Source organism: Pseudomonas sp. DSV-1, from assembly GCF_035830915.1.
In the GTDB taxonomy this organism is placed as follows: domain Bacteria; phylum Pseudomonadota; class Gammaproteobacteria; order Pseudomonadales; family Pseudomonadaceae; genus Aquipseudomonas.
Genome location: NZ_JAYMYG010000001.1, coordinates 3159776 through 3184955, shown reverse-complemented (window position 1 = coordinate 3184955; position 25180 = coordinate 3159776). Strand labels below are relative to the sequence as shown.

Below are 25180 nucleotides of genomic sequence, written 5' to 3'. Positions count from 1 at the left end.
ATCAAGCGCCTGAGTCTGCGCTGTATCGCTGTTTCAGCTCGTCTGAAATCACTTTAAGCCGAGCGACGTCTTCGTAAAGCTTCGTGATCAGCTTGAGGACCTCTATCAGTTCTGCGCCTTGATATTCCTTCACTTGGCCAAGGGCATCATCAGCGGCCTGCTCGAGCTTGGCGCCTATTATTTCGAGCTTGCGACTAAGCTCCTGATTGTGCTCGATGCGTCTCATGAGCTCTCCTGAGAATCTGTCTTACGGCAGGTCATTCTGCCGGGTTATGACCGACTCCACCGACGTTAGTCTCTCAGTGTACAGAAGGGTTCTCGGTTCGAAGACACAACTCCGCCTCCAGAACCTGCACGCGAGTCAGGATGTGTCTCTCCTTTAACGCTGAGTGCTCTTGCATTTCCTCAGGCGTGGCGTTTCTCACTGGATCGCTCAGGGCCAGGTAGCGCTCTGACTCTTCATGGGTGAGTCCCACCAAGACCTCCCTGTCGCTCAGGTCGGTGGAGAGTGAGTATATTTTTTTCAAAAACGTTCTATTGCTATCGGTAAGGTCAAGCACGCAGATGTTCACACACAGTATTGATTGAAGTCTGACCGGGCCCTTGTTTAAAAAGTTCAGCGCCCGGGCGTCAGTGAGCCTTAGTCGATTCGTGACGACCAGGCAGTTCGAAAGGGCGGTTTTTGAAGGTGTCTACCGGGTTGCTTCAGGCTCTGTCGAGGCTCTGGCGAGCTCGAAAGCCGCAGTAATGGCAGCCCGGGCCTGAGGGCTGTTTTTCCAGCAAGTCGATCCTGTTGCTGCAGATGCCTGGGCCAGAATGTCACACACACTCGCTTTGCTGAGTTGAGCCAGGGACCCGATGCCCATTTGTTCAAGTCGCGTGATGACGGTGGGTCCAACGCCCTTGAGCGCTAACAAGGCGGTTCTTTCTTCCAGTGAAAATGACATCCATAAAGTCCTTTTTGGTCAGTTCAATCCATTGCCATGGACGGTTTTGTAACAGCTGAAAAGCTCAGCGCCCGGCTCACTTCAGGGCGTAATCTCGGATTGTGAAACTCAGGCAGGCCTGCATCAAGCACTCATTGCGCTAGCGCCGGATCAACGTAGCAGAAGTTACCCGTCACAAGCGGGGGAACAGGCCACTCTGAGGGCGCCATGCTCAGGCTTTATGGCGCCCGCACGTCTGATCAGAAGCTGACTTCCCCGGTCAGGCGCAGCGTGCGTCCTTCTCCCCAACTGACTCGCCGGGTGTTGCCACCCGACGCCACGAAGTAGCTGCGATCGGTCAGGTTGCCGGCATTGAGTTGCAGCGAGGTTTCCTTGCCCAGCAGATGGCTGGATTTCCAGGACACGAAAGCGTCTACCGTGGTGTAGTCAGGCAGCTCGAAAGAGTTGCTGATATCGCCCGCGCGCTTGCCCACATAGCGAGCACCGGAGCCCAGACGCAAACGTCCCGAGAAAATATCGGCCGGGACTTCGTAGGTGAGGTAGGCACCGCCTACATGACGTGCCACGTTGAACAGGCGATTGCCCTCGGTTTGCTCGGTGTCCTTCTTGATCCGGGCATCGGTGTAGGCGTAGTTGGCTATCACGCTCCACTGCGCGTTCAGGCGTCCGGTCATGCTCCATTCCAGGCCACGGGACTGCACTTCACCCGCCAGGCGCTGCACCATGTTGCCGAATTCGTCCAGCTCGCCGGTGTTCTGCTGCACGTTCTTTTTCAGGATGTCATACAGCGCCAGCTGGCTGGTCCAGTCACCGTTGTCATACTTGAGCCCCACCTCGTATTGGCGCCCGGTCTCTGACTTGTAAGTGCCTTCGAAGGTGGTGCCGGAATCCATCTCATTGGGTGCGAACGACTGGCTGTAGTTGGCATAGACAGAGAGGTCATCGCGCATCTGATACACCAGCCCCAGAAAGGGCAGGAGCCTGGACTCGCCCTCGTCGGTGGTTTCCTTGAAGTCCAGACCCGCGCCCGAGTCTATCGAGTAGTGCTGATAGCGCAGGCCCGGCGCCAGAATCCATTTTTCCCCCAGGTGTACCGTGTCTTTGACGTACAGCGACTGGCCCTTGATATGGCTTTTGCCGTTGGTGTTCGACGGGTTGACGGTGCCTGTCGGGGGCAGCAAGCCATACTGCGGGTCGGCCGGGTAGAAGCCGCCGACGTTTCGACTCTGCAGGAAATCCCCGTTGGCTTCGCGACGTGTTTCATAGTCGACACCCGTGACCAGGTCATGGTCGATACCGTACCAGGTCCTGCTGCCGATCCAGTCCAGGGACAGGTAAGCGTTCTCCCGGTTGGCGCCCACATTGCGCCGAAAACGCCGGGTCAGCTCGCCAGTCGCGGGGCGATATTCGCTGGGGTCGGCCTGGTAATCGTTGTAGTGGTCATACACCCAACCCGTTGTCAGGCGTACCCGTGAAGCGGGATCCAGACGGTACTCGGTGGTGGTGTTGAACGACTGGCGCTGGCCTTGGGCACGGGTCCATTTTTCATCCAGGCGCTTGTCGCGGCTGCCCACGTGATGGCCGTTGTAAAACACGGCGCCCCGGTCCAGGGTGTTGCTGTAGTCGTTGTATTCATAGGCGGCGAGAAATGAAAGATCGTCAGACTCGTAGGCGAGCGAGGGAGCGACCAGTTTGGACGTGTTCTGGCCAAAGTTGCGCCAGTAATTTTCGTCCCGGTTTTGCCCGATCAGTCGAAATGCAAACCCGGTATCACCCAGCGGCCCGGTCACATCGAACCAGCCATCGCCACCGCCCTGATCGCTCAGGGTGCCGCCCAGTGTGCTGTTCCACTGGTACTGCGGCTTTTTGGTGATCACGTTGATTACGCCGCCCGGTTCCTGCATGCCGTAGAGCAATGACGCCGGGCCCTTGAGCATCTCGACGCGCTCGGTGGTGACGCGCTGGAAATTGCGCCCAATGGGCATGCGCACCCCGTCGCGCAGCACGCCGCCATCGTCGGAGTTGCCGAAACCGCGCTTGATGAAACTGTCCTGCGTGCCACCGAAATTATTACTGACCACGACCCCCGGCATAAACTTGATCACGTCTTCGAGGGTTTGAGGCGCTTGATCCTTGAGCTGTTGCGGGGTCACCGTGTCCACGGTCTGTGATTGCTGCAGGAAGGCCGTTTCAGTCTTGTCTGCCGTCGAGCTGTAGCCTGCACGGTAGTCCGTGTCGTCTGCGCTGGATTGCACACCGTCGACCTGAGTACTGGGCAGTTGCAGCGGGGCGACTTCGCTCGCCAGCACTGTGCAACTGATCACCAGGCTGGTACACACACCCAGCGGCACAATGCCTGCCCGTTTGAATCCATGCTTCCTTTGCAACATCCGTAACACTCCACACCATTGACGGCAGATAACTGAATTCGCTGTCGAGCACCGGACACACGCTGGACAAGGTTCCAGGTACTCCGGGTGAAACGTCTATTACGGGCGTTTCAGACTCGTCAGTAGGGCTGAATCGTATCAGCTGACGGGAATGTTTATCATTAACTTTTGGGTGCGGCGCACAAAAGTCGTGGGGCAGGGCAACGTGCCCGCGCATCACTCCTTGAGCGCTTGTTGCCCAAACGGCAGTAACTCGCTCATCAAGTTGAACACGGTGCTTTTGACGGCGCTGTTCAGATCCGTCCATGCCAGCCCTGTGGTTGCACGGTAGCTTCCCAGCTCCAGGGGCCTGGAAATGACGTTGGCGGGTAATGCGCGTCCGGCATTGGCGGGCAGCAAGCCAACGCCCAGCCCGGCCGACACCAGCGCGAGCATGGTGGTGAACTCGCCCAGCTCCGCCGCAATTTGCAACTGCCCGCCCTGGCGTGTGACCGCTTGCATCAGCTCATCGTAAAAGCCGGGGGCGTAACGTCTGGCCAGGATAAACACGGGCAGTTGGTCGAGGTCCGTCGGGTGCAGGGTGTCGCAGGCAACCAGCGGGTGATCGCCGGGCAGGGCAACAATAAAGGTTTCCTGCAGCACTTCGCGGGTCTGGATACCGGGGATGGCGGCTGGCAAGCGCATCAGGCCGAAATCGAGCTGGCCGTTCTTGAGTGCCACCGCCTGATCCGGGCCGGGCATGTCCTTGAGTTCCAGTTCAATACGCGGGAATCGTGCATGCAACGAGCGGATCAGTGAGGGCAGCAGCTCAGGCAGGACCGATGACACAAACCCCAAGCGTACGCGCCCGATTTCTCCGCGCCCGCAAGCCCTGGCCACATCCGCCGCATGGGCAGACTGATACAGCGTGGCCCGGGCTTCGGGCAGGAAGAGGGTGCCCACTTCTGTCAGCGTGACCGAGTGCCGGTTACGCTCGAACAGGCGCACCCCCAGCTCTTCTTCGAGCATCTTTATCTGCATGCTCAGGGCCGGTTGCACGATGGATAACCGTTGTGCAGCGCGGCCGAAGTGCAGCTCCTCCGCCAGGGTCACAAATGATCGCAGGTGTTTGATTTCCACTGAGCACTCCAGGCTACGTAACGACGTCTTGGCGAGGCTCATGGTAATGGATCACAGGATAATGGGTGACGCCTGATCGCAGGTTTAATCAGAAGGTTTTGCTGGCGCTGGCCACCAGCGTTGCACCGCACACATCGTCATAGCCGGTGAAGCTGGTGCACTCGGCCTTCGACAGGTCGGTATCGATATAGCTCAGCGCCCAGTCAATACCGATCAGCTGGCGGCTGAGCTTGACCTCCCAGTCGTAGTAATCACCCCGTCCTTTGCCGCTGTTGCTGAAAAATACGTCGTCCTTGTAGTCGACGTATTCATAGCGCAGGGCCAAGCCGATCTCGGCGGGCAGCACGGTGTGATAGCCGATAAAGACCGTGGATAAATCCTCGTCTTTTTTGCCCTCGTGGAACTCGCCGTTGTCATCCTCGTAGTCCGGGCCTTTCATGTTGTTGACGTACTTGCCCCCGAGCAACACGCCGTACAGGTCGAGGGTGGTCTGGATATCGCTCTGGTTGTACCCGCTTTCACGGGGGAACTCGTAGCGTGTGTAGAAAGTCTCCAGGCTGATGTTGTCGTTGATTTGCCAGAAGTAACCGGCGAAGTATTCGATCTCCTGTCGGGCTTTGGAGTCATGGCCAAAGTCGACATTGGAGGTCCACAGGCCAGCATACAGACCGCTGACATGGTTGAGGGTGATCGCCAGCTGGGCGGCGGGGTCGCCCAGGGTTTGCGACAGGCCGTTGGCCCGGTAGTCGCTGATCAGTGTGGGGGTGATCGCCAATTGGAAATCATCGTTGAGCTCCAGCGCCCGGGCGCTGAGCAAGGGGGCCAGGGCCAGGCCCGTGAGCATGCAGGCAGACAATGCATTCATATCGATTCTCTTGTTTTTATAAGGCGCCATGGGCCATGCGGGTCAATCAGGCGTCAGGTGCGTACACCTGCTTACCGGCGAAGAAGGTCTTCAGGACTTTGGTGTCTGAAAGGGCCTCGTCATCGACGCTGAACACATCACGGTCGAGGATGATCAGGTCAGCCTGCTTGCCGGGTACCAGAGAGCCGATTTGGGCATCCAGCCCCAGGGTTTTGGCGGCATTGCTGGTGTAGGCATAAAACATGCTCTGGCGATCAAGGCTTTCCTTGGCATTGAGCACACCCAGAGGGCCTTTGCGGGTGGCTGCCTGGGCGATGGCGTTCCACGGGTTCGGGCTGGAAACCGGCCAGTCGCTGGCGCCGGCGATCATGGCCCCGGCATCTTTCAGGGATTTGGCCGGGTACTGATAGCCATAGGCAAATGCACTGATGTAAGGCTTCACAAGGTCGACGGTGTAGCTTTCTTCCGTCGCCCACAGCAGTTGCATGGATGCCACTACCCCCAGTTGCGCAAACCGCGGGAACTCCTTGGGGTTGACCAGTTGCAAGTGGCTGATGCTGTGGGTCACCGGTGCCGGGCTGAGCGTGCGCGCATATTCAAAACCGTTCAGGGACTCACGTACCGCACGGTCGCCGACCGCATGCATGTGTACGATCCAGCCGCGCTTTTCGGCGGCCACCACCAGCTCGCCAAAGTGCGCAGGGTCAATCAGCAGTTCGCCGTTTTTATTATTGTTCTTGTACGGCACGATGACTGCCGCCGTTTGCCCCGGGTATTCCAGAACACCGTCGGCAAACACCTTGATGCCGGGGAAGGTCAGGTTGGGCACGCCTTCGAACTGCTTCATCACCTTGGCCAGCACTTCAAGGTCGGCGGGTTTGCTTTTGGAGTTGGTCAGCATCAGAGCCGCGACGTGGGCAGAAAGCTCTCCGTTCTCTGCCAATTGACGATACAGCGGCAATACGCCCACGCTCTGTTCAGTGGCGGTGAAATCGAACAGCGAGTCGGAATGGCCTGCGTTCGAGGCCGCGTCCATCCAGCCCGTAACCCCATACTGGTTATTTATTCTTACGGCTTCACGGGCAGCCTTGAGCATCACCTGCGCGCTTGGCGGCGGGACCTGGCCGCGTACCTGATCCCACATGGACTCGGCAACAAAACCGGTCGGGGTGAAGTCTGTCCCGTGACCGATATAACCGCGCTCTTTGCTCGGCAGGTTCTTTATAAAGGCGGCATCAATGTTGGCGTGCTTGAGCATGGCGTTGTTGGCCCAGCCGGTATGCCCGTCGATGCCGTTCAATACCAGCGGTTTGTCAGTCCAGCGGCCCTGATTGAAACGCTTGCCCAACTCGCTGCTTTGTTCCCAATAGGCCGAACTGACGCCCGCAATATTGACGATGGCGCCGTCCCCGGTATTGCCTGCCTGCTCCTGCTCGATGATCCATTGTTCGAGTTCGGGCAGGGGTTTTTCTTCATCCAGCAGGTTCGCCCCCAGGCTGGCCAAACCGGCGAGTACCGGATGGCTATGGGTGTCGATCATGCCGGGCATCAGTACCTTGCCTGCCAGGTCAATGCGCCGGGTTTTGGCATCGGCCAAGGCGTTGACCTCGTCATCGCTGCCCACTTTCATGATCTTGCCGTTTTCGACGGCCACGGCGTTTACCAGCGCCTGGCCGGGCACGCCGGTAAACACTTTGCCGTTGGTGAAGACCAGGTCGCAGCGGCCATGGCCTGCAGCGAGGGCAGGGTAAACAATGCTGCAAGCACACACGGGGTAAAACGCTTCATGTGAACGTCCTTTTTATTGTTGTTGGCTTGTTTCAAAGTGTTGGAACTAACGGATAAACCGCGGCGCCTGCCTCGCGAGCAAGCCCGCTCCCACAGTCCCAATTCCTGTGGGAGCGGGCTTGCTCGCGATACTCGCGGCGCGGTGTATCTGAATGACCACAGTGCTGCATCTCGTATTAGCGGGCAGCGATTTCCTTGAGTCGGTACCAGAGCATGCCCAGCGCCAACAGTGGCGAGCGCAGGTGCTTGCCCCCGGGGAATGTCAGGTGCGGTACGCGGGAGAACAGGTCAAAACCCTGGCTGTGTTCAAGGCTGATGGCCTGTGCAACCAGCCGCGCTGCCATATGGGTGGTGTTGATGCCATGCCCGGCATAGGCCTGGGCATAAAACACGTTGGGATGGGCCTGCAGGCGGCCAATCTGTGGCAGCCGGTTGGCGCCAATGCCGATCATGCCGCTCCACTGAAAGTCGATGGTTTTGCCTGCCAGCTGCGGAAACACTTCAAGCATTTTGGGGCGCATATACCCCGCAATATCCTTGAGCGTTCGCCCGGAGTAGTGACACGCGCCGCCAAACAGCAAGCGCCGGTCGGCCGACAGACGATAGTAATCAAGCCCCACACGTTGATCGCACAGGGCCCGGTTTTCAGGGATCAGGGTGTGCGCCAGATCCTCGCTCAAGGGCTCAGTGGCAATCACGTAGCTGCCAGCGGCCAACACTTTGCCGCTGAGCGCAGGCTCCAGATCACCCAGATGGGCATTGCCCGCGAGCACCAGGGTTTTGGCATGAACCACGCCGTTGGCCGTGTGCACGCGAACTTGACTGCCGTATTCGATACGGGTCGCGGCGCTGTTTTCGTAAATCCTGACCCCCAGTTGTTGCGCGACGGCGGCTTCGCCCAAGGCCAGGTTGAGCGGGTGCAAATGCCCCGAGCCTTCATCGATCAACCCGCCGAGGTAGCGGTCCGACGCGACCACGCGGTGCATGTCTGCGCGCGCTACCAGCTCGACCTTGTGCCGATAGCCCAGCCGTTGCAGGGATGCCTGCTCGGCGACAAGGTTTTCAACATGGCGCGGGGTGTTGGCCAACTCGCAAAAGCCCCAGCGCAAATCACAGTCGATGCCGTGTTTTTCTACGCGCTGACGCACCAGATCCACCGCGTCCAGGCCCAGTCGTTCGAGTACCGTGACGCCTTCACGGCCGATGGTTTTTTCGTGGGCGTCCAGGTCGTGACCCACCCCGCGAATCAGTTGGCCGCCGTTGCGCCCGGTGGCCCCCCAGGCGATGTGCTGCGCCTCAAGCACAATCACCGAGTGACCACGTTCCGCCAGCTCAATGGCGGTGTTCAAGCCGGTAAAGCCTGCGCCAATAATGCAGACGTCCGCCTGCACATGACCCTCAAGGGGCGGGCAGTTGAGCGTCTGGTTGCGCGTGGCGCTGTAATAGGTGTGCGGTAAAGACATCATGGACGTCATAAAAAACTGCCTACTGAGTTGCCGGGCATCCATTGATGCCCGGCACAGGATTAACGACCGGACTTGAACTTGTTCCACGAACGGGTCATCCAGCGCATCAGGTCTGGCGGCAGCTCCGATGACACATAGAGCTTGGCCTGCACTGACTCGGGCGGATAAATCGACGGGTTGTGGGTGATTTCGTCTTCCATCAAGGCCGTGGCCGCGGTGTTGGCGTTGGCGTAACCCACGTACTCGCTGATACCGGCAATCACTTCAGGTTTGAGCATGTAGTTGATAAAGGCATGGGCCTGCTCGGGGTTCTTGGCATCTGCCGGGATGGTCAGCATGTCGAACCACAGGTTGCCGCCTTCCTTGGGCACCACGTAGGCAACATTCACCCCGTTCCCGGCCTCTTGCGCGCGATGGATCGCCTGATACACATCACCCGAATAACCGAAGGCAATACAGATGTCGCCGTTGGCCAGGTCCGTCACGTACTTGGAGGAATGGAAGTAGCTGATATAGGGGCGCAGGGGCTCCAGTTTTTTCTCGGCTGCCTTGTAGTCCTTGAGTTCCAGGCTGCGGGGGTTGAGCCCCATATAGTTGAGCATCGAGGGCATTATTTCGTCCGCAGAGTCCATAAAGGCAACGCCGCAGCTTTTCAGCTTTTTGAGGTTTTCCGGTTCGAACAGCACGCTCCAGGAATCGATGGTGTCGATGCCCAGCACCTGCTTGACCTTGTCGACGTTGTAGCCAATGCCGTTGGTACCCCACAGGTAGGGCACGGCGTACTCATTGCCCGGGTCGTTGGCCTGCAGTCGGGCCAATAAGGTGGGGTCCAGATTCTTCCAGTTGGGGATCTGCGACTTGTCGAGCTTCTGGAATACCCCGGCCTTGATCTGTCGTCCCAAAAAGTGGTTGCTGGGCACAACCACGTCATAGCCGGTCCGTCCGGCAAGCAACTTGCCCTCAAGGGTTTCGTTGGAATCAAACACGTCATAAATCGGCTTGATGCCGGTGTCGCGCTGGAAGTTGGCCAGGGTGTCTTCGGCGATGTAGTCCGTCCAGTTATAGATATTGACCGTGTCTTGCGCCGAGGCCTGGCCGGCGAGGGCGAACAGGCTCATGAACATCAGTTTTCTGGCTATAGGTTTCATCCACATGTCCTTTCTGTGAGTCCATTTTGGAAGGCGTTGAGTGCTACACGCTAAACAGCAGGAACTCCCGCTCCCACGAGCTGATGACCTGCTTGTAGTTCTCGTGCTCGACCCGTTTGACGGCCACAAAGCCTTTGGTGAAGCGCTCGCCAAGGTACTTCATGGCCATATCCGACTGTTCCATGCACTCCAGCGCGGCCTCCAGGGTCAGGGGCAGGCGCAGGTTGCGACGTTCATAGCCACGGCCAACGACCGCCGCGCTCGGTTCAATGCCTTCGACCATCCCAGCGTAACCGCAGAGCAGGCTGGCGGCCAGGGCCAGGTAAGGGTTGGCATCGGCACCGGCCAGTCGGTTTTCAACACGACGGTTTTGCGGATCCGAGTCCGGTACGCGCAGGCCCACGGTGCGGTTTTCTTCGCCCCACTCGACGTTGACCGGGGCCGAGGTGTCGGGAAGGAAACGGCGGAACGAATTCACGTTAGGGGCGAACAGCGGCAGGGTTTCGGGGATGTACTTTTGCAGGCCGCCGATGTGGTGCATAAACAGCTCGCTCATGCTGCCATCGGGGTTGGAGAACACCGACTCGCCTGTCTCCAGGTCCACCACGCTCTGGTGCACGTGCATCGCGCTGCCTGGCTCGCCGGTCATGGGCTTGGCCATGAAGGTTGCGCTCACGTCATGCTTGAGCGCCGCTTCGCGCATGGTGCGCTTGAAAATAATGATCTGGTCAGCCAGGGACAGCGCCGCGCCGTGACGGAAGTTGATCTCCATCTGCGCCGTGCCTTCTTCGTGGATCAGGGTGTCCAGATCCAGCCCCTGGGCTTCGCTCCAGTCGTACATGTCTTCAAACAACGGGTCGAATTCGTTGGTGGCTTCAATCGAATACGACTGGCGCCCGGTTTCCTGGCGGCCGGAGCGCCCCACCGGTGGTTTCAGCGGATAGTCAGGGTCGGGGCTGCGCTGAGTCAGGTAGAACTCCATTTCGGGGGCGACAATCGGTTTCCAGCCGCGCGCCGTGTACAGGCTCAAGACCTTTTTCAGCAGGTTGCGCGGCGACAGTTCAATCGCATTGCCCTGTTTGTCATAGGTGTCGTGAATGACCTGTGCCGTGGGTTCGGTTGCCCAGGGCACGATGAACACTGCGTCCTGATCCGGGCGGCAGTGCATGTCGATATCCGCCGCGTCCAGCAGTTCGTAGTAGATATCGTCTTCTACGTAATCGCCGGTCACTGTCTGCAACAAGACACTCTCTGGCAGGCGCATGCCTTGCTCGTTGAGAAACTTGTTGGTGGGAGAGATTTTGCCCCGGGCGATGCCGCTCAGATCAGAGATCAGGCACTCGACTTCAGTGATTTTGTTTTCTTTGAGCCAATGGCTCAGTCGATCCAGATTGCCTTTCATAACGCCTCTTGCAGGGAAATGCCTGAGCGCCCCCTGGCTGCTCAGTTCCGTGTTGCGAGGTGATAGTGCAATCGTGGGACGGCAGGCTTCTATCCGATTTGCGCTTTAATTAATGCCCTGTTTTGGTGCGCTAGCGGAGGCGCAACAGGGTGCTGCTGGGCAGTTCGCCGAACAGTGTGCGGTAGGTTTCCGAGAACCGGCCCAGGTGCCAGAACGACCAGCGCATGGCGATTTCTGCCACGGTGGTTTGGGCGGGGCAAAGGCGCAGCAAGTCGCGGCGGGCAAAATTCAGTCGGCGCAAACGTTGCCACTGGCTGGGCGAGACGCCGGTAAAGGACGTGAAACTGTGTTGCAACTGGCGCACGGACACCCCGGCGGCATTGGCCAGTTGCAGCACGTTGAAGTGTTCTTGCGGGGCGGTCATGACCAGGTCGAATACGCGCTGGATCAGGCGGCGGTCATGGGCCAGGTGTTTTTGCTGGCTGTGATCGAGGGTCTGGCGCGGGCAGTCGAGGATATACAGGCAGTCGTCGACCAGTTGCTGGGCCAGGCTTTCGTCGGGCAGCGGCGAATCATCGACGGCCAGTTGCTGCAAGGTGCTGCTTAACCAGCGGCCAAAAATGCGGCTTTGCTGGGACACCAGCGGCGTGAGGAACAGGCCGTCGAGGTTGCTCAGGTTTTCCAGTTGCCTGAGGTAGCGGGGGCCGATGACGACCGAGACTTCCTTGTAGTTTTCCGGGGTGATCCAGGTGTTCTGGGTTTCTTCGTTGAGCAGATAGAGCGAGCCGTTTTGCGTGTCAAAACTGAACACCAGCGAGGCGGCGGGTGCATGGAAATGCTGCTCGATGCGAGTGTTCATCTGCTCCTCAAACACCTCGATGCCGTTGAGTTGCAGGTGCACCACCTTGCCCTGGAAATACCCGGCCGACATTTGTTGGTAGTGTTCCTGCCAGCCTGCAATCACCAGTTGCTGATCCACGTCCGCCGTGTTGTGGGATTGAATCTGCATGGCTTGCTTCCTCGTGTTCCTGCTTGGGCAGGTATTGTCAGCAGACCCTATCAGCGGAAAAAAGGCCGCGCAAGACACGGATGGAGCAGGTCTCAGTGCTTAGGCATGTTGTCGTACAACTGCTTGAGCTATGATGGCGGTTCATTCGCCAGCAGAAGTAAAGGCACTTGATGGGCAACCCGAACGTCCAACCCCGAGCTCGCCAAAAGCATCGCAGCCTGGCCGAGGATCTGGTTACTGAGCTTTCCCGGCGGATTCGAGAGGGTGAGTTGGCACGTGCTGCAAAACTGCCGACCGAGTCGCAGGTCATGCAGGAACACGGTGTCAGCCGTACAGTGGTGCGCGAGGCTATTTCCCGATTGCAGGCCAGCGGGCTGGTAGAAACCCGGCATGGCATTGGCACCTTTGTGCGGGACATCCCGAGCGCCAGCGGTTTTTATATCGACCCCGACAGCATTGTGACGCTGCACGACGTGCTGGCTGTGCTTGAGTTGCGCATCAGCCTGGAAGTGGAGGCTGCAGGCCTGGCGTGCTCGCGGCGAACGGATCAACAGCTGCAACTGATGCGCGATTCGCTGGATGCCCTGAATTCACCGGCAGTCAGTGTCGATTACGCCGTGTCTGCGGACTTCCAGTTTCACCAGCAGATCGCGTTGGCCACGGGTAATCGTTACTTCACCGACATCATGTTGCACCTGGGGCTCAGCATCATCCCGCGCACCCGGCTGCACTCAACGCGCCATACCAGTGATGCGGGCCCGTATCTGGAGCGGTTGAGCCGCGAGCATGAGGACATTTACAAGGCCATTGTCCGCCGCGACTCCGATGCGGCCCGTGCGGCGATGCGTCTGCACCTCTCCAACAGCCGTGAGCGTATGCGCAAGGCGTATGAGTCAAGCCTGAAGGGATGAGTGCTGGCGCTTCACTCGCCGAAAGGCCCGGCGACCGCAAAGGCCCCGCCCTGATACAGCCGGTTTGGGTCATCAGCCGCCAGTTCGGGCTGTTGTTCGAACTGTGGGCGAAACGGTTCTGAAGTGTCCTGCGGCGCAAAGCCCAGGTGCGAGGCATGGCGGTTGCTCCACCACACATCCCTGTTGTCGGAAACACCGTAGACCACACTGTGGCCGACGTCGTGTGCCAGCAAGGCGCGCTCTACCAGGTGTTCAAGGTCGGAGTAGCTGAGCCAGGTCGACAGCATTCGGGTATTGCGGGGCGCGGTAAACGAAGAACCAATACGCAGGCTCACCGTCTCGATGCCATACCGGTGCAAGTAGAAGGTTGCCATGTCTTCACCGTAAGACTTGGACAGCGCGTAATAGCCGTCGGGACGGCGTTGGGAGTGGGCATCCAGCGGCGTGTCCTGGGGATAGAAACCCGTCACGTGGTTGGAACTGGCAAAGACGATCCGCTTGATCCCGTGGATGCGTGCGGCCTCGTAAATGTGAAAGGTGCCGCGAATATTGGCCTCGAGAATTTCTTCAAAGGGGCGTTCGACTGAAATCCCGCCCAAATGAACAATCGTGTCGACATCCTTGGCAAGCGCCGTAATGGCGGCCTTGTCGGCCAGGTTGCAGGTGATGACTTCCTCATGTTCACCACGGCTAGGCGCCATTGGGCTGATGTCCGAGAGGCGAACGGTGGTGGCGTGGGCCTGCAGGGTGTCCCTGAGTATCTGGCCCAGGCCACCCGCGGCACCGGTCAGCAAAATACGGTTGAAGGGTTTATTCGAAGCAAGCGGTGTTGTCATGGTCAGGTCATCCATCGATGGGTATTCAGGTCTGGGTAACAGGGGCTTGCCTGGCGCACGATGCGCGAACGCCAGGCCTGCCTGGCATTACATGAAGTTGTATTGGACCCCAAGACGCCAGCGCGCCTGACGGTCGTCGGAAGTTGAGCTGACCTTGACGTCACCCACCTCCATGAACGGCGCCCACTGCTTGTTGATCTTGTATTTGACGATCAGGTTCTGCTCGTAATCGCTCTTCTCGTTGTCGTAGCGGATGTAGTTGGTCTTGAAGTAGATGGCCTGGTACTCAAGCGCCCACTTGCTGGCCGGGGTGTAGCCCAGCCAGCCTTCGATACGGTGGGTGTCCTGGTTGTCCTTGAGGTTGTCGGGCATGTCGCTGTTGACCTGATCACGGTCCAGTTTCTTCATGTCGATGCGATAGCGCGTCGCGACGTAGAAGGTGTCGTTGATTTTGTAGTTGTACTTGAGGCCGAACTTGTAAGAGGTCGAGTCCTTCGAACTGTCCATCTGGAAAGCCGGTGTCAGCGTCGATTGCGGGCTCAACTTGTAGTTGTAGCTGACGGTGAACTCATGGCCGTTGTTGACCATGTTGTCGTAGGCGACGTCTTTGCGATCGCCAGCCGTGCGGTATTTCATTTCTGCTTCAAAGCCCAGACCACTGTCCATGCGGTAGCCCAGCTTGATTCTGTCGGCGTGGGCGCTGTCTTCCTCAGTCATCTGGTGCCGGTAATTGATGCTGGCGGAATCGGCACTGACGTAGAAGGGCAGGCACAGGGTCGCGACGGTAACGAGCGTACGTAGAGGGTTGTTCATACGGCCTTCTTTTATTGTTTTTTTTGGGGTTCGTTTGAAACGGCTACTACCAATCAGTTGCTACGGCTGGATCAAATTTTGCGCGCTGACATACGTTATCGTACGACATGTAACGAGTCTATGGGTTATAGGTGCTTTAGTAACATCTTGTTACATATGTCTGCGTTTTACGCAGCCTTCATGCTGGATGAGTTATCTCGATGTTGTCCTTTAAGCCCCAGTAAATTGGGGCTTTCGTGCGATTTTCAGGGGCGGCGTGCATTTTTAAAGGATGTTTATCAGTGTCTTTTCAATCGTTGTACGATGACTTATGATCATTTCGACAGGCGATTGCTCTGATACACACCCAATAAAAAGGCGAACCACGTCCATGAGAATTACCGCAGTCAACGTCCAGGTTTTTTCCTATCCCACTCGCCGCGCTGTGGACAGCGCCGGCCATGCCCATCCCGGTGATGTCGCCCAGGCCCAAATGGCGCTGCTGCGGATCCAGACCGAAGACGGCAACGAGGGGTATGCCTTCGGTGCTCCCGAATTGATCAGGCCGTATGTGCTCGATGGCTTTGTGCGCAAAGTGCTGGTGGGGCAAAACGCATTTGATCGCGAAAAGATCTGGCATGAGCTGGCGCACTGGCAACGTGGCAGCGCCAGCCAGTTGACCGACCGCGCACTGGCACTGGTCGAGCAGGCGTTGTGGGATTGGGCAGGCCGCAAGCTGGGCGTGCCGGTGCACAAACTCATTGGTGGTTTCCGCGACAAGGTGCCTGCGTATGGCTCAACCATGTGCGGTGATGAATTACCGGGTGGTCTGGCGACGCCAGAAGATTACGGCCGGTTTGCCCAGACGCTGGTCGAGCGTGGCTACAAGGCGATCAAGCTGCACACCTGGATGCCGCCGGTGTCCTTCGCCCCGAGCCCGAGTATGGATGTCAAAGCCTGCGCCGCCGTGCGTGAGGCAGTGGGGCCGGACATCGCCCTGATGCTCGATGGTTATCACTGGTACAGCCGCACTGACGCGCTGTACATCGGCCGCGAACTGGAAAAACTGAATTTCGCCTGGTTTGAAGAACCCATGATGGAAGACTCGGCAGAGTCCTACGCCTGGTTGGCGGGGCAATTGGATATTCCGGTGCTGGGCCCGGAAAGCCTGGGCGGCAAGCACCTGAGCCGTGCCAGTTGGGTCAAGAACGACGTGTGCGATATTTTGCGCGCAGGCGTGGCCGGGGTCGGTGGTATTGCGCCGTGCCTGAAGGTTGCGCACATGGCGGAGTCGTTCGGCATGGATTGCGAGATCCACGGCAACGGTGCCGCCAACCTGGCGGTGGTCGGGGCCATCAAGAACTGCACCTGGTATGAGCGCGGGTTGCTGCACCCGTACCTGGATTACGACGAAGTGCCCGCGTATCTCAAGCGCCTGGTGGATCCGATGGACAGCGATGGCTTTGTTCATCTCTCCGATTTGCCAGGGCTGGGCGAAGAAATCGATTTCGATTTCATCGAGACCAACACGCTCAAAAGCTTCTGATGTGTACCCGGCTAACCCGGTGAAAACCGGGTTGTCCGAGCGCCCTATAACTATAAGAAAGGCACTCTCACCATGAGCATTTCCCCTTTGCTTTGGGCGCGGGTATTGGCGATGGCCCTGGCGGTCACTGCAGTACCTGTGACTTATGCCAAGACCCCGGCCGACCAGCTGATTGTCGGCATGAGCATGATCAACCTGTTGTCCCTGGATCCGGCGGCAGCCACTGGCCTGGATGTGTCGGAGATCAATGCCAATCTCTACGACATGCTGCTGGTGCAGGACGTGGCACAGCCCGATCGCCTGTTGCCCGCGCTGGCGGAACGCTGGCAGGTCAGCGATGACCGCAAGACGCTGACCTTTAACCTGCGCCCCGATGTGAAGTTCCAGTCGGGCAATCCTTTAAGCAGCGAGGATGTTGTGTGGTCGCTGCAGCGGGTACTCAAACTCAATCTGGCCCTGGCCTCGACCTGGAAGGCATACGGTTTCAGTGCCGACAACGTTGACCGCCTGATCCGCGCCACTGACCCCAACACCGTTGTGATTGAACTGGCGCGGCCTACCGACCCGATGCTGGTGCTCAACACGCTGGCGACGTCTCCCAGCGCCTTTATCCTGGACCGTAAAAAAGTCCTGGAGCACGAAAAGAACAATGATATGGGCGCAGCCTGGCTGGTGACCCACGCAGCTGGCAGCGGAGCCTTCGTGCTCAACGACTGGCGCGCCAATGACGTGATTCTGATGACCCGTTTCGATGGCTATTGGGGTGGCCCGGCCAAGCTCAAGCGTATCGTCATGCGCAACATGACCGAGTCGCAGTCCTTGCGGCTGATGATCGAGCGCGGTGATCTGGATATCGCCAAAGGCATGTCAGCTCCGGATATCCAGGCCCTGCAAAAAAACCCCAATATTCGTACCCAGAGCCTGCAGCGCGGCACGCTTTACTACGTGGCCTTGAGCGTGAAGCAGCCGATGTTTGCCGATGCCCGGGTTCGCCAGGCCGTGCGTTCGCTGATCGATTATCAGGGCATCAACCAGACCGTGATGCCGCACTACGGCGTGATCAATCAGCGGCCTTTGCCCTTGGGGCTTCCCGCACGGCTGCCCGATCCGGGCTACCAGTTGAACGTCGAGCAAGCCAGGAAACTCCTGGCCGAAGCGGGCTATCCCAACGGCTTCAAGACGTCTATCCGGGTACTGACCGAGCCGCCGTTTATCAACATCGCCTCCAGCCTTCAATCGACCCTGGCCCAGGCCGGGATCGAGGCCAGCATCATCACCGGCACCGGCAACCAGGTTTATGGCGCCATGCGCGACAGGTCCTTTGACATCATCGTCGGCCGTGGCGGCGGCGGTGCTGAACGCCATCCCCATTCCAGCCTGCGCACGCTGGTCTACAACCCCGACAACCGCGATGAAGCCAAGCTCAGCAACTTCCAGGGCTGGCGTACATCGTTCTACAGCCCTGAACTGAACACCCTGATCGAAAGCGCCGAAGTGGAGCCCGATGCCGCCAGGCAACTGGCTCAGTACCGCGAGATTCAGGAGCAGCTCGACCAGCAGGTCGGCGCCATCCTGCCTGTCTCGCAGATGACTGACACGGTGCTGGTGTACGGCGATGTGGTTGATTTCCAGGGCCATACGGCGGCGACCACGCGCTACAAAGACGTCTACAAAAATCGCTGAAAGTGGCGCGGGTAAACGCCCGCGTCCTTGGTGCACCGGTGCCCGATAGATCAGGAGTTCACTATGTTTGTTTCGACAGCCTCTGTGTTGGGAGCACGTACTTCCAACGCCGCCCGGCGGGTCAGCACGGTCCTGGTGACCTTGCTCGGCCTGCTGGCTCTGACGTTCGTCATTGGCCGGGTCATGCCGCTGGACCCGGTCCTGGCGGTGGTCGGGCCGGACGCGGACAGTTCCACCTATGACCAGGTCTACCGGGCAATGGGCCTGGACAAGCCGATCTGGACCCAGTTCGGCCTGTACCTCAATGACCTGCTGCACGGCAATTTCGGTAACGCGCTGTTAACCGGTCATCCGGTGCTTGAAGACATCCTGCGGGTCTTCCCGGCAACCATCGAACTGGCAACGCTGGCGATCCTGTTCGGGGTCCTGATCGGGTTGCCGCTGGGGGTCTGCGCTGCCAGTAACCAGGGGCGCATGGGGGACCATATTGCCCGGGTCATCACACTGTTCGGTTACTCCACGCCGATCTTCTGGCTGGGCATGATGGGCCTCCTGGTGTTCTACGCCTGGCTTGGATGGGCGGGTGGGGCAGGGCGCATCGACCTGGCCTACGACGGCATGGTGCCTGAAGTGACCGGGCTGTTGCTGATCGACACCAGCCTGGCCCGGGACTGGGATGCGTTTGCCAGCGCCATGCGCCACATCCTGTTGCCTGCACTGATCCTGGGCCTCAACTCGGTGGCCTACATCAGCCGCATGACACGCAGCTTCATGCTCGAACAGCTCTCCCAGGAATACATCATTACGGCGCGGGTCAAGGGTCTGTCCCGGCGCCAGGTGGTCTGGGGGCATGCCTTTCGCAACATCCTGGTGCAACTGCTGACGGTCGTGGCCCTGGCTTACGGCTCGCTGCTTGAAGGCGCGGTATTGATCGAGATGGTGTTTGCCTGGCCCGGTTTCGGCCAGTACCTGACCAGCAGCCTGATGCTCGGCGACATGAATGCCGTGATGGGATGTGTACTGGTGATCGGCTTGATCTTCGTCGCGCTCAACCTGATCAGTGATGCCTTGTACAAGGTGTTTGATCCGCGCACCCGCTAATCCGACGTCAGCCCCTTAATAACTATAAGAAGAAGGAATTTTGAATGAAGACTGCATTTTCGACAGTGCATATGAGTCTGCTGGCGGCTGTTCTGGCGTTGGGCGCGACGGGCGCGGTCAATGCCAAGACCCCGACCGACCAGCTGATTGTGGGCATGAGCATGGTCAATCTGTTCTCCATCGATCCGGCCAATGCGCCCGGCCTTGACGCCTCGGGCGTCAATGCCAACCTCTACGACACCCTGATCAAGCGTGACCAGGGCAACCCCGAGCGTCACGTGCCGCAATTGGCCGAGCGCTGGGAGGTCAGTGAAGATGGCAAGCAGGTGACCTTTCATTTGCGTCAGGACGTGAAGTTCCACTCCGGCAATCCCCTGACCGCCGAAGATGTGGCCTGGTCGCTGTACCGGGTGATGAAACTCAACTTTGGCCTGGCCACGACCTGGAAGGCTTACGGCTACAACGTCGACAACATCCAGTCGCTGATCCGTGCCACGGATGCCCACACCCTGGTCATTGATCTGCCGCAGGTCATGGACCCGCAACTGCTGGTGGACTCCCTGGCGATCTCGCCCAGTGCCGTGGTGGTGGACCGCGTGACTGCCCTGGCCCATGAAAAGAACGGTGATCTGGGCGCAGGCTGGCTGGTGACCAACGAAGCGGGCAGCGGGCCTTTCGTGCTGACCAAGTGGAGCGCCAATGACTCCCTGTTGTTGACCCGCTTCGATGGTTACTGGGGTGGCGCGGCCAAGCTCAAGCGTGTGGTGGTGCGGCACATGACCGAGTCCCAGTCCTTGCGCCTGATGCTTGAGCGTGGGGATCTGGACCTGGCCTACGGCATGGCGGCGCCGGACATTCGCGCCATCGACGGTTCACCGAAGCTTCAGGTGCAATCGTTACCCCGGGGCACCATGTACTACGTGGCCATGAGCATGAAGCAGCCCGAGTTTGCCAAACCCAAGGTCCGCGAAGCGGTGCGCAACCTCATCGACTACAAGGGCCTGGATGAGCAGGTGATGCCTTACTACGGCAAGCTCAACCAGCAACCGATGCAACTGAGCCTGGAAGCACGCTTGCCGGATCCGGGGTATCACATGGACGTGGCGGCGGCGAAAAAACTGCTGGCCGAAGCCGGGTATCCCCAGGGTTTCACCACCACGATCCGCACCTTGTCCGAGCCACCCTTTATTGACATCGCTGCGCGCCTGCAATCAACCCTGGCCGAAGGCGGGATCAACGCCAGCATCGTCACCGGTACGGGCAACCAGGTGTATGGCGCGATGCGTGCGCGCAACTTCGACATCATCGTCGCCCGTGGCGCCGAGCGTTACCCGCATCCGTACTTCAGCTTGCGCACCTTCGTCTACAACCCCGACAACAGCGATGACGCAGGCTTGCCGAATTTCCAGGGCTGGCGTGCTTCGTTTTTCAGCCCGCAGATCAATGGCCTGATCGACAAGGCCGGGGTGGAGCGTGACGCCAGCCAGCGGGTGAGCCTGTACCACCAGGCGCAGAACCTCTACGACCAGGAAGTGGGCCCGATCATGATGATTTCGCAGATGACCGACACCGTCGTGAGCGCTTCCGATATCAAGGGGTTTACGGGTGATGACGCCGAGGCCACCCGTTATCTGGGGGTCTACAAGGAACGCTGAGTGTTCACCCGCGAAGTGCTGCCGGACGCGCCTGCGGGCGTATCCGGTGAACCTGATTTCAATCCGAGAACATGCCGATGATTCCCACCATGTCTTCTACCGATTCCAGCCTCAAACAGCCGTTGCACCATGCTCCGGCATCCAGCTTCGATGCCCTGTGCAAGAACGGTCTGCGGGTGCTGCGCCATCTGCTGCGCAACCCCATGACACTGGCCGGGCTGCTGGTCGCACTCTTGCTGATTGTGGTGGCGACGTTCGCACCCTGGATTGCCACCCATGACCCCGTCGCGCAGAACCTGGCCGACGCCCTGCAGCCGCCGGGTGCCGCCCACTGGTTCGGCACCGATGAATACGGCCGCGATGTGTTCAGCCGGCTTGTCTACGGCTCGCGCATCACCCTGTACATCATCACCCTGGTGACGGTGATCGTCGGGCCTATCGGCCTGTTTATCGGCACCGTCTCCGGTTATTTCGGTGGCATCGTCGACACGGTGTTCATGCGCCTGACCGATATATTCATCTCCTTTCCAAGCCTGGTACTGGCACTGGCCTTTATCGCGGCACTGGGCCCTGGCCTGGAGCACGCGGTGGTCGCTATTGCACTGACGTCCTGGCCGCCTATCGCACGGCTGGCGCGGGCTGAAACCCTGTCCTTGCGCAAGGCCGACTTTGTGGTCGCCGTCGAGCTGCAAGGCGCCTCGCCTGCGCGGATCATCCTGCGTCACATCGTGCCGATGTGCCTGTCGTCGGTGATCATCCGCCTGACCATGAACATGGCCGGGATCATCCTCACGGCCGCCGCCCTGGGTTTCCTTGGGCTTGGGGCCCAGGCGCCGTCGCCGGAGTGGGGCGCGATGATCTCCACGGGTCGGCGCTACATGCTCGAGTGCTGGTGGCTGGTCGCAGTTCCAGGGGCCGCGATCATGCTGGTCAGCCTGGCATTCAACCTGTTGGGCGATGGCCTGCGGGACATTCTCGATCCGCGTAGCGAGTAACTGGAGGCCCTATGTCTGCGAATACCGTGTCCACCCATAAACTGGTCGTCGAAGGGCTCAATGTGCGCTTCGTCAACGGCCAGAAAGAAACCCATGCCGTGCGCGATGTGTCCTTCACCCTGGGTCGGGAAAAGCTGGCCATTGTCGGCGAGTCCGGTTCGGGCAAGTCGACGGTCGGGCGCAGCCTGCTCAAGTTGCACCCGAGCAGCACCCGGATCACCGCCAACACCCTGCAATTCTGCGAAGTCGATCTGCTCAGTGCCAGTGAAAAGGCCATGCAGAAGATTCGCGGGCAGCGCATTTCCATGGTCATGCAAGACCCCAAGTACTCGTTGAACCCGGTGGTCAAAGTCGGCGACCAGATCGCTGAAGCCTACCTGGCCCATCACAAGGCCAGCCGCAGCGAGGCCCGGGAACGGGTCATGGAAATGCTCGAAAAAGTGCATATCCGTGATCCAAAAAGGGTCTACGGCCTGTACCCCCACGAAGTGTCCGGGGGCATGGGGCAACGCATCATGATCGCGATGATGGTCATCACGCGACCGGAAGTGATCATCGCCGACGAGCCGACTTCCGCCCTTGATGTTTCCGTTCGCCAGCAGGTACTCAGCGTGCTCGAGGAGTTGGTCGAGGAGCAGGAGATGGGACTGATCTTTGTCAGCCACGACCTGAATCTGGTGCGCAACTACTGCGACCGTGTGCTGGTGATGTATGCCGGGCGGGTGGTGGAGTCTCTTGCTGCCTGCGACCTGCAAAATGCCCAGCACCCCTATACCCGTGGCCTGCTGGCTGCGCTGCCCAGTATGGATAATCGCCGTGTGCGCCTGCCGGTGCTGCAGCGTGACCCGCTTTGGCTGACCCACTGAGGAAACCCGTCATGTCCATGATTCAAGCCCGTTCGCTGAACCTGAGCTTTGGTGCAGGCGCGGCTCATAACCACGTGTTGCAGGATGTCAATCTGAGTGTCGCCGATGGCGAATCCTTTGGTCTGGTGGGGGAGTCCGGCTCGGGCAAGACCACGGTCCTGCGCTGCCTGGCCGGCCAGTACCGGCACTGGAGTGGCGAGCTGAGCATTGCTGGCGTGCCGTTGCAGCACAAACTGTCCAAGGAGCATTTTCGCAAGGTGCAGATGGTCTTCCAGGACCCCTACGGCTCCCTGCATCCGCGCCACACCATTGACACCGCCCTGCGCGAGCCGCTGATCATTCACGGGGTAGGGGACAAGGATGACCGGATCAATGAAATCCTGCTCAAGGTCGGTCTGAATGACAGTTTCCGTTATCGCTATCCCCATCAACTGTCCGGTGGTCAGCGTCAGCGGGTGGCCATTGCCCGGGCCCTGATTCTGGAGCCACGGGTGCTGCTGCTGGATGAGCCGACCTCGGCCCTGGATGTTTCGGTGCAAGCCGAAATCCTCAACCTGCTCACGGACCTGCGTGAGCAGGAAAAGCTCACGTACTTGATGGTGACTCACGACCTGGGGGTGGTGACGCACCTGTGTGATCGGGTGGCCGTGATGCAGCAGGGCAAAATCGTTGAACTGCTGGACAGCAAGGCCCTGAGTCAGGACTCGGCGGTCCATGCCTATACCCAAATGCTGGTGCAGGCCAGTCGCGATTTCAGTCAGGCATCGGCTTAAACGGCTCTGGCGTGACGATTCACAACAATAAGGAAGACAATATGTTGGATCAAAACACGACGACTGCTTTACCCAGGCGGGTGCTGACCCGGTCGGCGGTGGCCACCCTGGCGCTGGGGTTCAGCCTGCCGCTGTGGGCCGCGTTGCAGGCGCCAGTGAAGGTGCAAGTGCCGACCCTGGCCTTTGATGATCAGGAGATCATTCTGGTCTGGGAAAAACCGGCAGACCATGCTGCCGTCAAGGATTACCGGGTTTACGCCAACGGCGTGCTGCTGGGCAGCAGCAACGCCAACAATGACCGGGTGTCGCCCGCCAAGCCTTACATCAACCGCTTCTACGAGCAGGACAAGGCCAACTTTCACCACCGCATCGGCATCCACAGCTACACCGCACAGGGCCTCAAGCCGGACACCCCGTACCGTTTTACCGTGCGTTCGGTAGGGGCTGATGGCCAGGAATCGGTCGACAGCCCGGCCGTGGAGCAACGCACCACCCCTGTGCCTGTGGTCTTTGACGTCATGCAGTACGGCGCCAGGGGTGACGGCAGCAGCCTCGATACGCAGGCCATCCAGAGCGCCATCGACGCCTGTACCGTCGGCTGCAAAGTGCTGCTGCCCAAGGGCATCTACAAAAGCGGGGCGCTTTACCTCAAGAGCAACATGACCCTGCAAATGGCTGAAGGCGCCACGTTGCTGGGCTCCGAGCGGGCCGAAGACTATCCGCTGGCGGGTTATATCCAGTATCCGTATTCCACCACTGTGCGGCCGGCGTCCTTGATCAACGCGTTGCCCAGAGATCCGAAGCAGCACCAGCGCTTCGAAAATATTCGCATCGTCGGCCCGGGGACCATTGACGGCAATGGCTGGAAGCGCCAGGCCGATGTGCAGGACGAGACGGGTCAGGCGCTGCCGTTCTACCTGCCCAGCGATAACACCCGCTACATGCTGGACGGCGTTTTGGCCAAGGCCCAGGTGGAGCAAGCCGTTGCTCGCGGCATGAACGTCAAGGATGCGTATGGGCAGATGCGTTCCTCATTGATCACTTTGCGTGACGTGAAGAATGTGTTTTATGGCGGCTTCACCGTGCTCAATCCGGCCTACCACGGGATCATGAACCTGGAGACCGAAAACGTGGTGCTGGCCAACACCACGCACAAGACCTACGACGCCAACAATGGCGATGGCATCGAATTTGCGAACAGCAAGGGCGCCATGGTGTTCAACAACTTTTTCGACACCGGTGATGACTGCGTCAACTTCGCCGCGGGCACCGGGGCCGATGCGGTGCATCAGAAGCCCCAGGAAGATGCCTGGATCTTCAACAACTTCTTCCGCAAGGGCCACGGCATGGTCGTTGCGGGCAGCCATACCGGCGCCTGGATTCAAAACATCCTTGCAGAAGACAACGTCTCGGACGGCACCGATGCGGGGCTGCGCATGAAGAGCACCAACTTTATGGATGGCGGTGCGCGCAACGTCACCTTCCGCGATTCTGCGATTCGCAACACCGTCAAGCAGGCGTTTATTTTCACCCTCGACTACAACGACCCGAATGCCAAGCTCGACTACCGGCGCTCGACGGTGCCGGGGCAGTTCCGGGATATTCGCGTCACCGACGTGAGTGTCGAGAACGCCCGGGGAGCGGCTATCGAGGTCAAGGGCGACAGTAAAAACAACGCTTACCACCAAGGGTTGGTCTTCGAGCGAGTGCGTTTCAGCGGCCCGGCCAAAGCGCGGATTGACGGCTTGAAAGACTCGCAGTTTGCAGAGGTGGTGTTTACCGATACGGGCGGGACCAATCCCTGGCAAGTGAGCGACAGCCAGGGGTTGAGCTTCAAGGGTGTGGAGCCCGGGCCGTTGTAGCGTCGGGGGAGTGTGATCCTGGCAAG

At 59.3% G+C, this 25180-nt stretch carries 20 protein-coding genes and 1 pseudogene; 9 read left to right on the top strand and 12 right to left on the bottom strand.

Annotated elements, in window-relative coordinates; genetic code table 11:
• Position 1: 1 nt before the first annotated feature.
• From VSQ83_RS14835 to VSQ83_RS14790, 10 genes and pseudogenes are all read right to left on the bottom strand, one after another.
• A complete protein-coding gene (locus tag VSQ83_RS14835; RefSeq protein ID WP_133077557.1) occupies positions 2 to 226 on the bottom strand; it encodes a hypothetical protein in 225 nt (74 codons plus the stop codon).
• Positions 227 to 692: 466 nt separating this feature from the next.
• Positions 693 to 947: a helix-hairpin-helix domain-containing protein gene (locus tag VSQ83_RS14830; protein WP_326427114.1), complete on the bottom strand. Its 255-nt coding sequence runs from the start codon at positions 945 to 947 to the stop codon at positions 693 to 695.
• 239 nt (positions 948 to 1186) lie between these two features.
• The gene (locus VSQ83_RS14825) at positions 1187 to 3337 is read right to left on the bottom strand and encodes a TonB-dependent siderophore receptor (protein ID WP_326427113.1); all 2151 of its coding nucleotides are present in this window, start codon (positions 3335 to 3337) and stop codon (positions 1187 to 1189) included.
• Positions 3338 to 3553: 216 nt separating this feature from the next.
• On the bottom strand, positions 3554 to 4456 hold the full coding sequence (locus VSQ83_RS14820) for a LysR family transcriptional regulator (protein WP_133077560.1): 903 nt from the start codon (positions 4454 to 4456) through the stop codon (positions 3554 to 3556).
• 88 nt (positions 4457 to 4544) lie between these two features.
• Entirely contained in the window at positions 4545 to 5321 is a 777-nt protein-coding gene (locus tag VSQ83_RS14815) for a TorF family putative porin (protein ID WP_326427112.1), read from the bottom strand.
• 46 nt (positions 5322 to 5367) lie between these two features.
• Positions 5368 to 7109, bottom strand: a pseudogene (locus VSQ83_RS14810) (amidohydrolase).
• Between the two features lie 176 nt (positions 7110 to 7285).
• Positions 7286 to 8584 carry an NAD(P)/FAD-dependent oxidoreductase gene (locus tag VSQ83_RS14805; RefSeq protein ID WP_326427111.1) on the bottom strand — a complete coding sequence of 433 codons (1299 nt, stop codon included), beginning with the start codon at positions 8582 to 8584 and terminating at the stop codon, positions 7286 to 7288.
• Positions 8585 to 8634: 50 nt separating this feature from the next.
• Positions 8635 to 9723 (bottom strand): polyamine ABC transporter substrate-binding protein, encoded by a 1089-nt coding sequence (locus tag VSQ83_RS14800; RefSeq protein ID WP_219261191.1) that lies wholly within the window; start codon positions 9721 to 9723, stop codon positions 8635 to 8637.
• A 43-nt stretch (positions 9724 to 9766) separates the two neighbouring features.
• On the bottom strand, positions 9767 to 11125 hold the full coding sequence (locus VSQ83_RS14795) for a glutamine synthetase family protein (protein WP_326427110.1): 1359 nt from the start codon (positions 11123 to 11125) through the stop codon (positions 9767 to 9769).
• A 130-nt stretch (positions 11126 to 11255) separates the two neighbouring features.
• On the bottom strand, positions 11256 to 12134 hold the full coding sequence (locus VSQ83_RS14790) for a helix-turn-helix domain-containing protein (RefSeq protein WP_219261192.1): 879 nt from the start codon (positions 12132 to 12134) through the stop codon (positions 11256 to 11258).
• A gap of 170 nt (positions 12135 to 12304) precedes the next feature.
• Between VSQ83_RS14790 and VSQ83_RS14785 the strand changes: the two genes are divergently transcribed.
• Positions 12305 to 13045, top strand: coding sequence for a FadR/GntR family transcriptional regulator (locus VSQ83_RS14785; protein WP_326427109.1), 741 nt, complete (start codon positions 12305 to 12307; stop codon positions 13043 to 13045).
• Between the two features lie 11 nt (positions 13046 to 13056).
• Here VSQ83_RS14785 and VSQ83_RS14780 read toward each other — a convergent pair whose 3' ends face one another.
• Positions 13057 to 13881, bottom strand: coding sequence for an NAD-dependent epimerase/dehydratase family protein (locus tag VSQ83_RS14780; protein ID WP_326397730.1), 825 nt, complete (start codon positions 13879 to 13881; stop codon positions 13057 to 13059).
• An 87-nt stretch (positions 13882 to 13968) separates the two neighbouring features.
• Positions 13969 to 14694, bottom strand: a complete 726-nt coding sequence (locus VSQ83_RS14775; RefSeq protein ID WP_133077567.1) for an oligogalacturonate-specific porin KdgM family protein — start codon at positions 14692 to 14694, stop codon at positions 13969 to 13971.
• Positions 14695 to 15064: 370 nt separating this feature from the next.
• On the opposite strand from VSQ83_RS14775, the gene VSQ83_RS14770 reads away from it, so the two are divergent.
• The 8 genes from VSQ83_RS14770 to VSQ83_RS14735 all read left to right on the top strand — a co-directional run bounded on the left by VSQ83_RS14770 (position 15065) and on the right by VSQ83_RS14735 (position 25154).
• On the top strand, positions 15065 to 16219 hold the full coding sequence (locus tag VSQ83_RS14770) for a mandelate racemase family protein (protein WP_133077568.1): 1155 nt from the start codon (positions 15065 to 15067) through the stop codon (positions 16217 to 16219).
• A gap of 72 nt (positions 16220 to 16291) precedes the next feature.
• On the top strand, positions 16292 to 17902 hold the full coding sequence (locus VSQ83_RS14765; RefSeq protein WP_219261194.1) for an ABC transporter substrate-binding protein: 1611 nt from the start codon (positions 16292 to 16294) through the stop codon (positions 17900 to 17902).
• A 63-nt stretch (positions 17903 to 17965) separates the two neighbouring features.
• Positions 17966 to 19003 (top strand): ABC transporter permease, encoded by a 1038-nt coding sequence (locus tag VSQ83_RS14760; RefSeq protein ID WP_019829288.1) that lies wholly within the window; start codon positions 17966 to 17968, stop codon positions 19001 to 19003.
• A 44-nt stretch (positions 19004 to 19047) separates the two neighbouring features.
• A complete protein-coding gene (locus VSQ83_RS14755) occupies positions 19048 to 20658 on the top strand; it encodes an ABC transporter substrate-binding protein (RefSeq protein WP_326427108.1) in 1611 nt (536 codons plus the stop codon).
• Between the two features lie 77 nt (positions 20659 to 20735).
• Positions 20736 to 21653: an ABC transporter permease gene (locus VSQ83_RS14750; RefSeq protein ID WP_019829296.1), complete on the top strand. Its 918-nt coding sequence runs from the start codon at positions 20736 to 20738 to the stop codon at positions 21651 to 21653.
• A gap of 26 nt (positions 21654 to 21679) precedes the next feature.
• Positions 21680 to 22519, top strand: coding sequence for an ABC transporter ATP-binding protein (locus VSQ83_RS14745; protein WP_046808990.1), 840 nt, complete (start codon positions 21680 to 21682; stop codon positions 22517 to 22519).
• Between the two features lie 11 nt (positions 22520 to 22530).
• On the top strand, positions 22531 to 23292 hold the full coding sequence (locus VSQ83_RS14740) for an ABC transporter ATP-binding protein (RefSeq protein ID WP_326427107.1): 762 nt from the start codon (positions 22531 to 22533) through the stop codon (positions 23290 to 23292).
• A 41-nt stretch (positions 23293 to 23333) separates the two neighbouring features.
• Entirely contained in the window at positions 23334 to 25154 is a 1821-nt protein-coding gene (locus tag VSQ83_RS14735) for a glycoside hydrolase family 28 protein (protein ID WP_326427106.1), read from the top strand.
• Positions 25155 to 25180 lie beyond the last annotated feature (26 nt).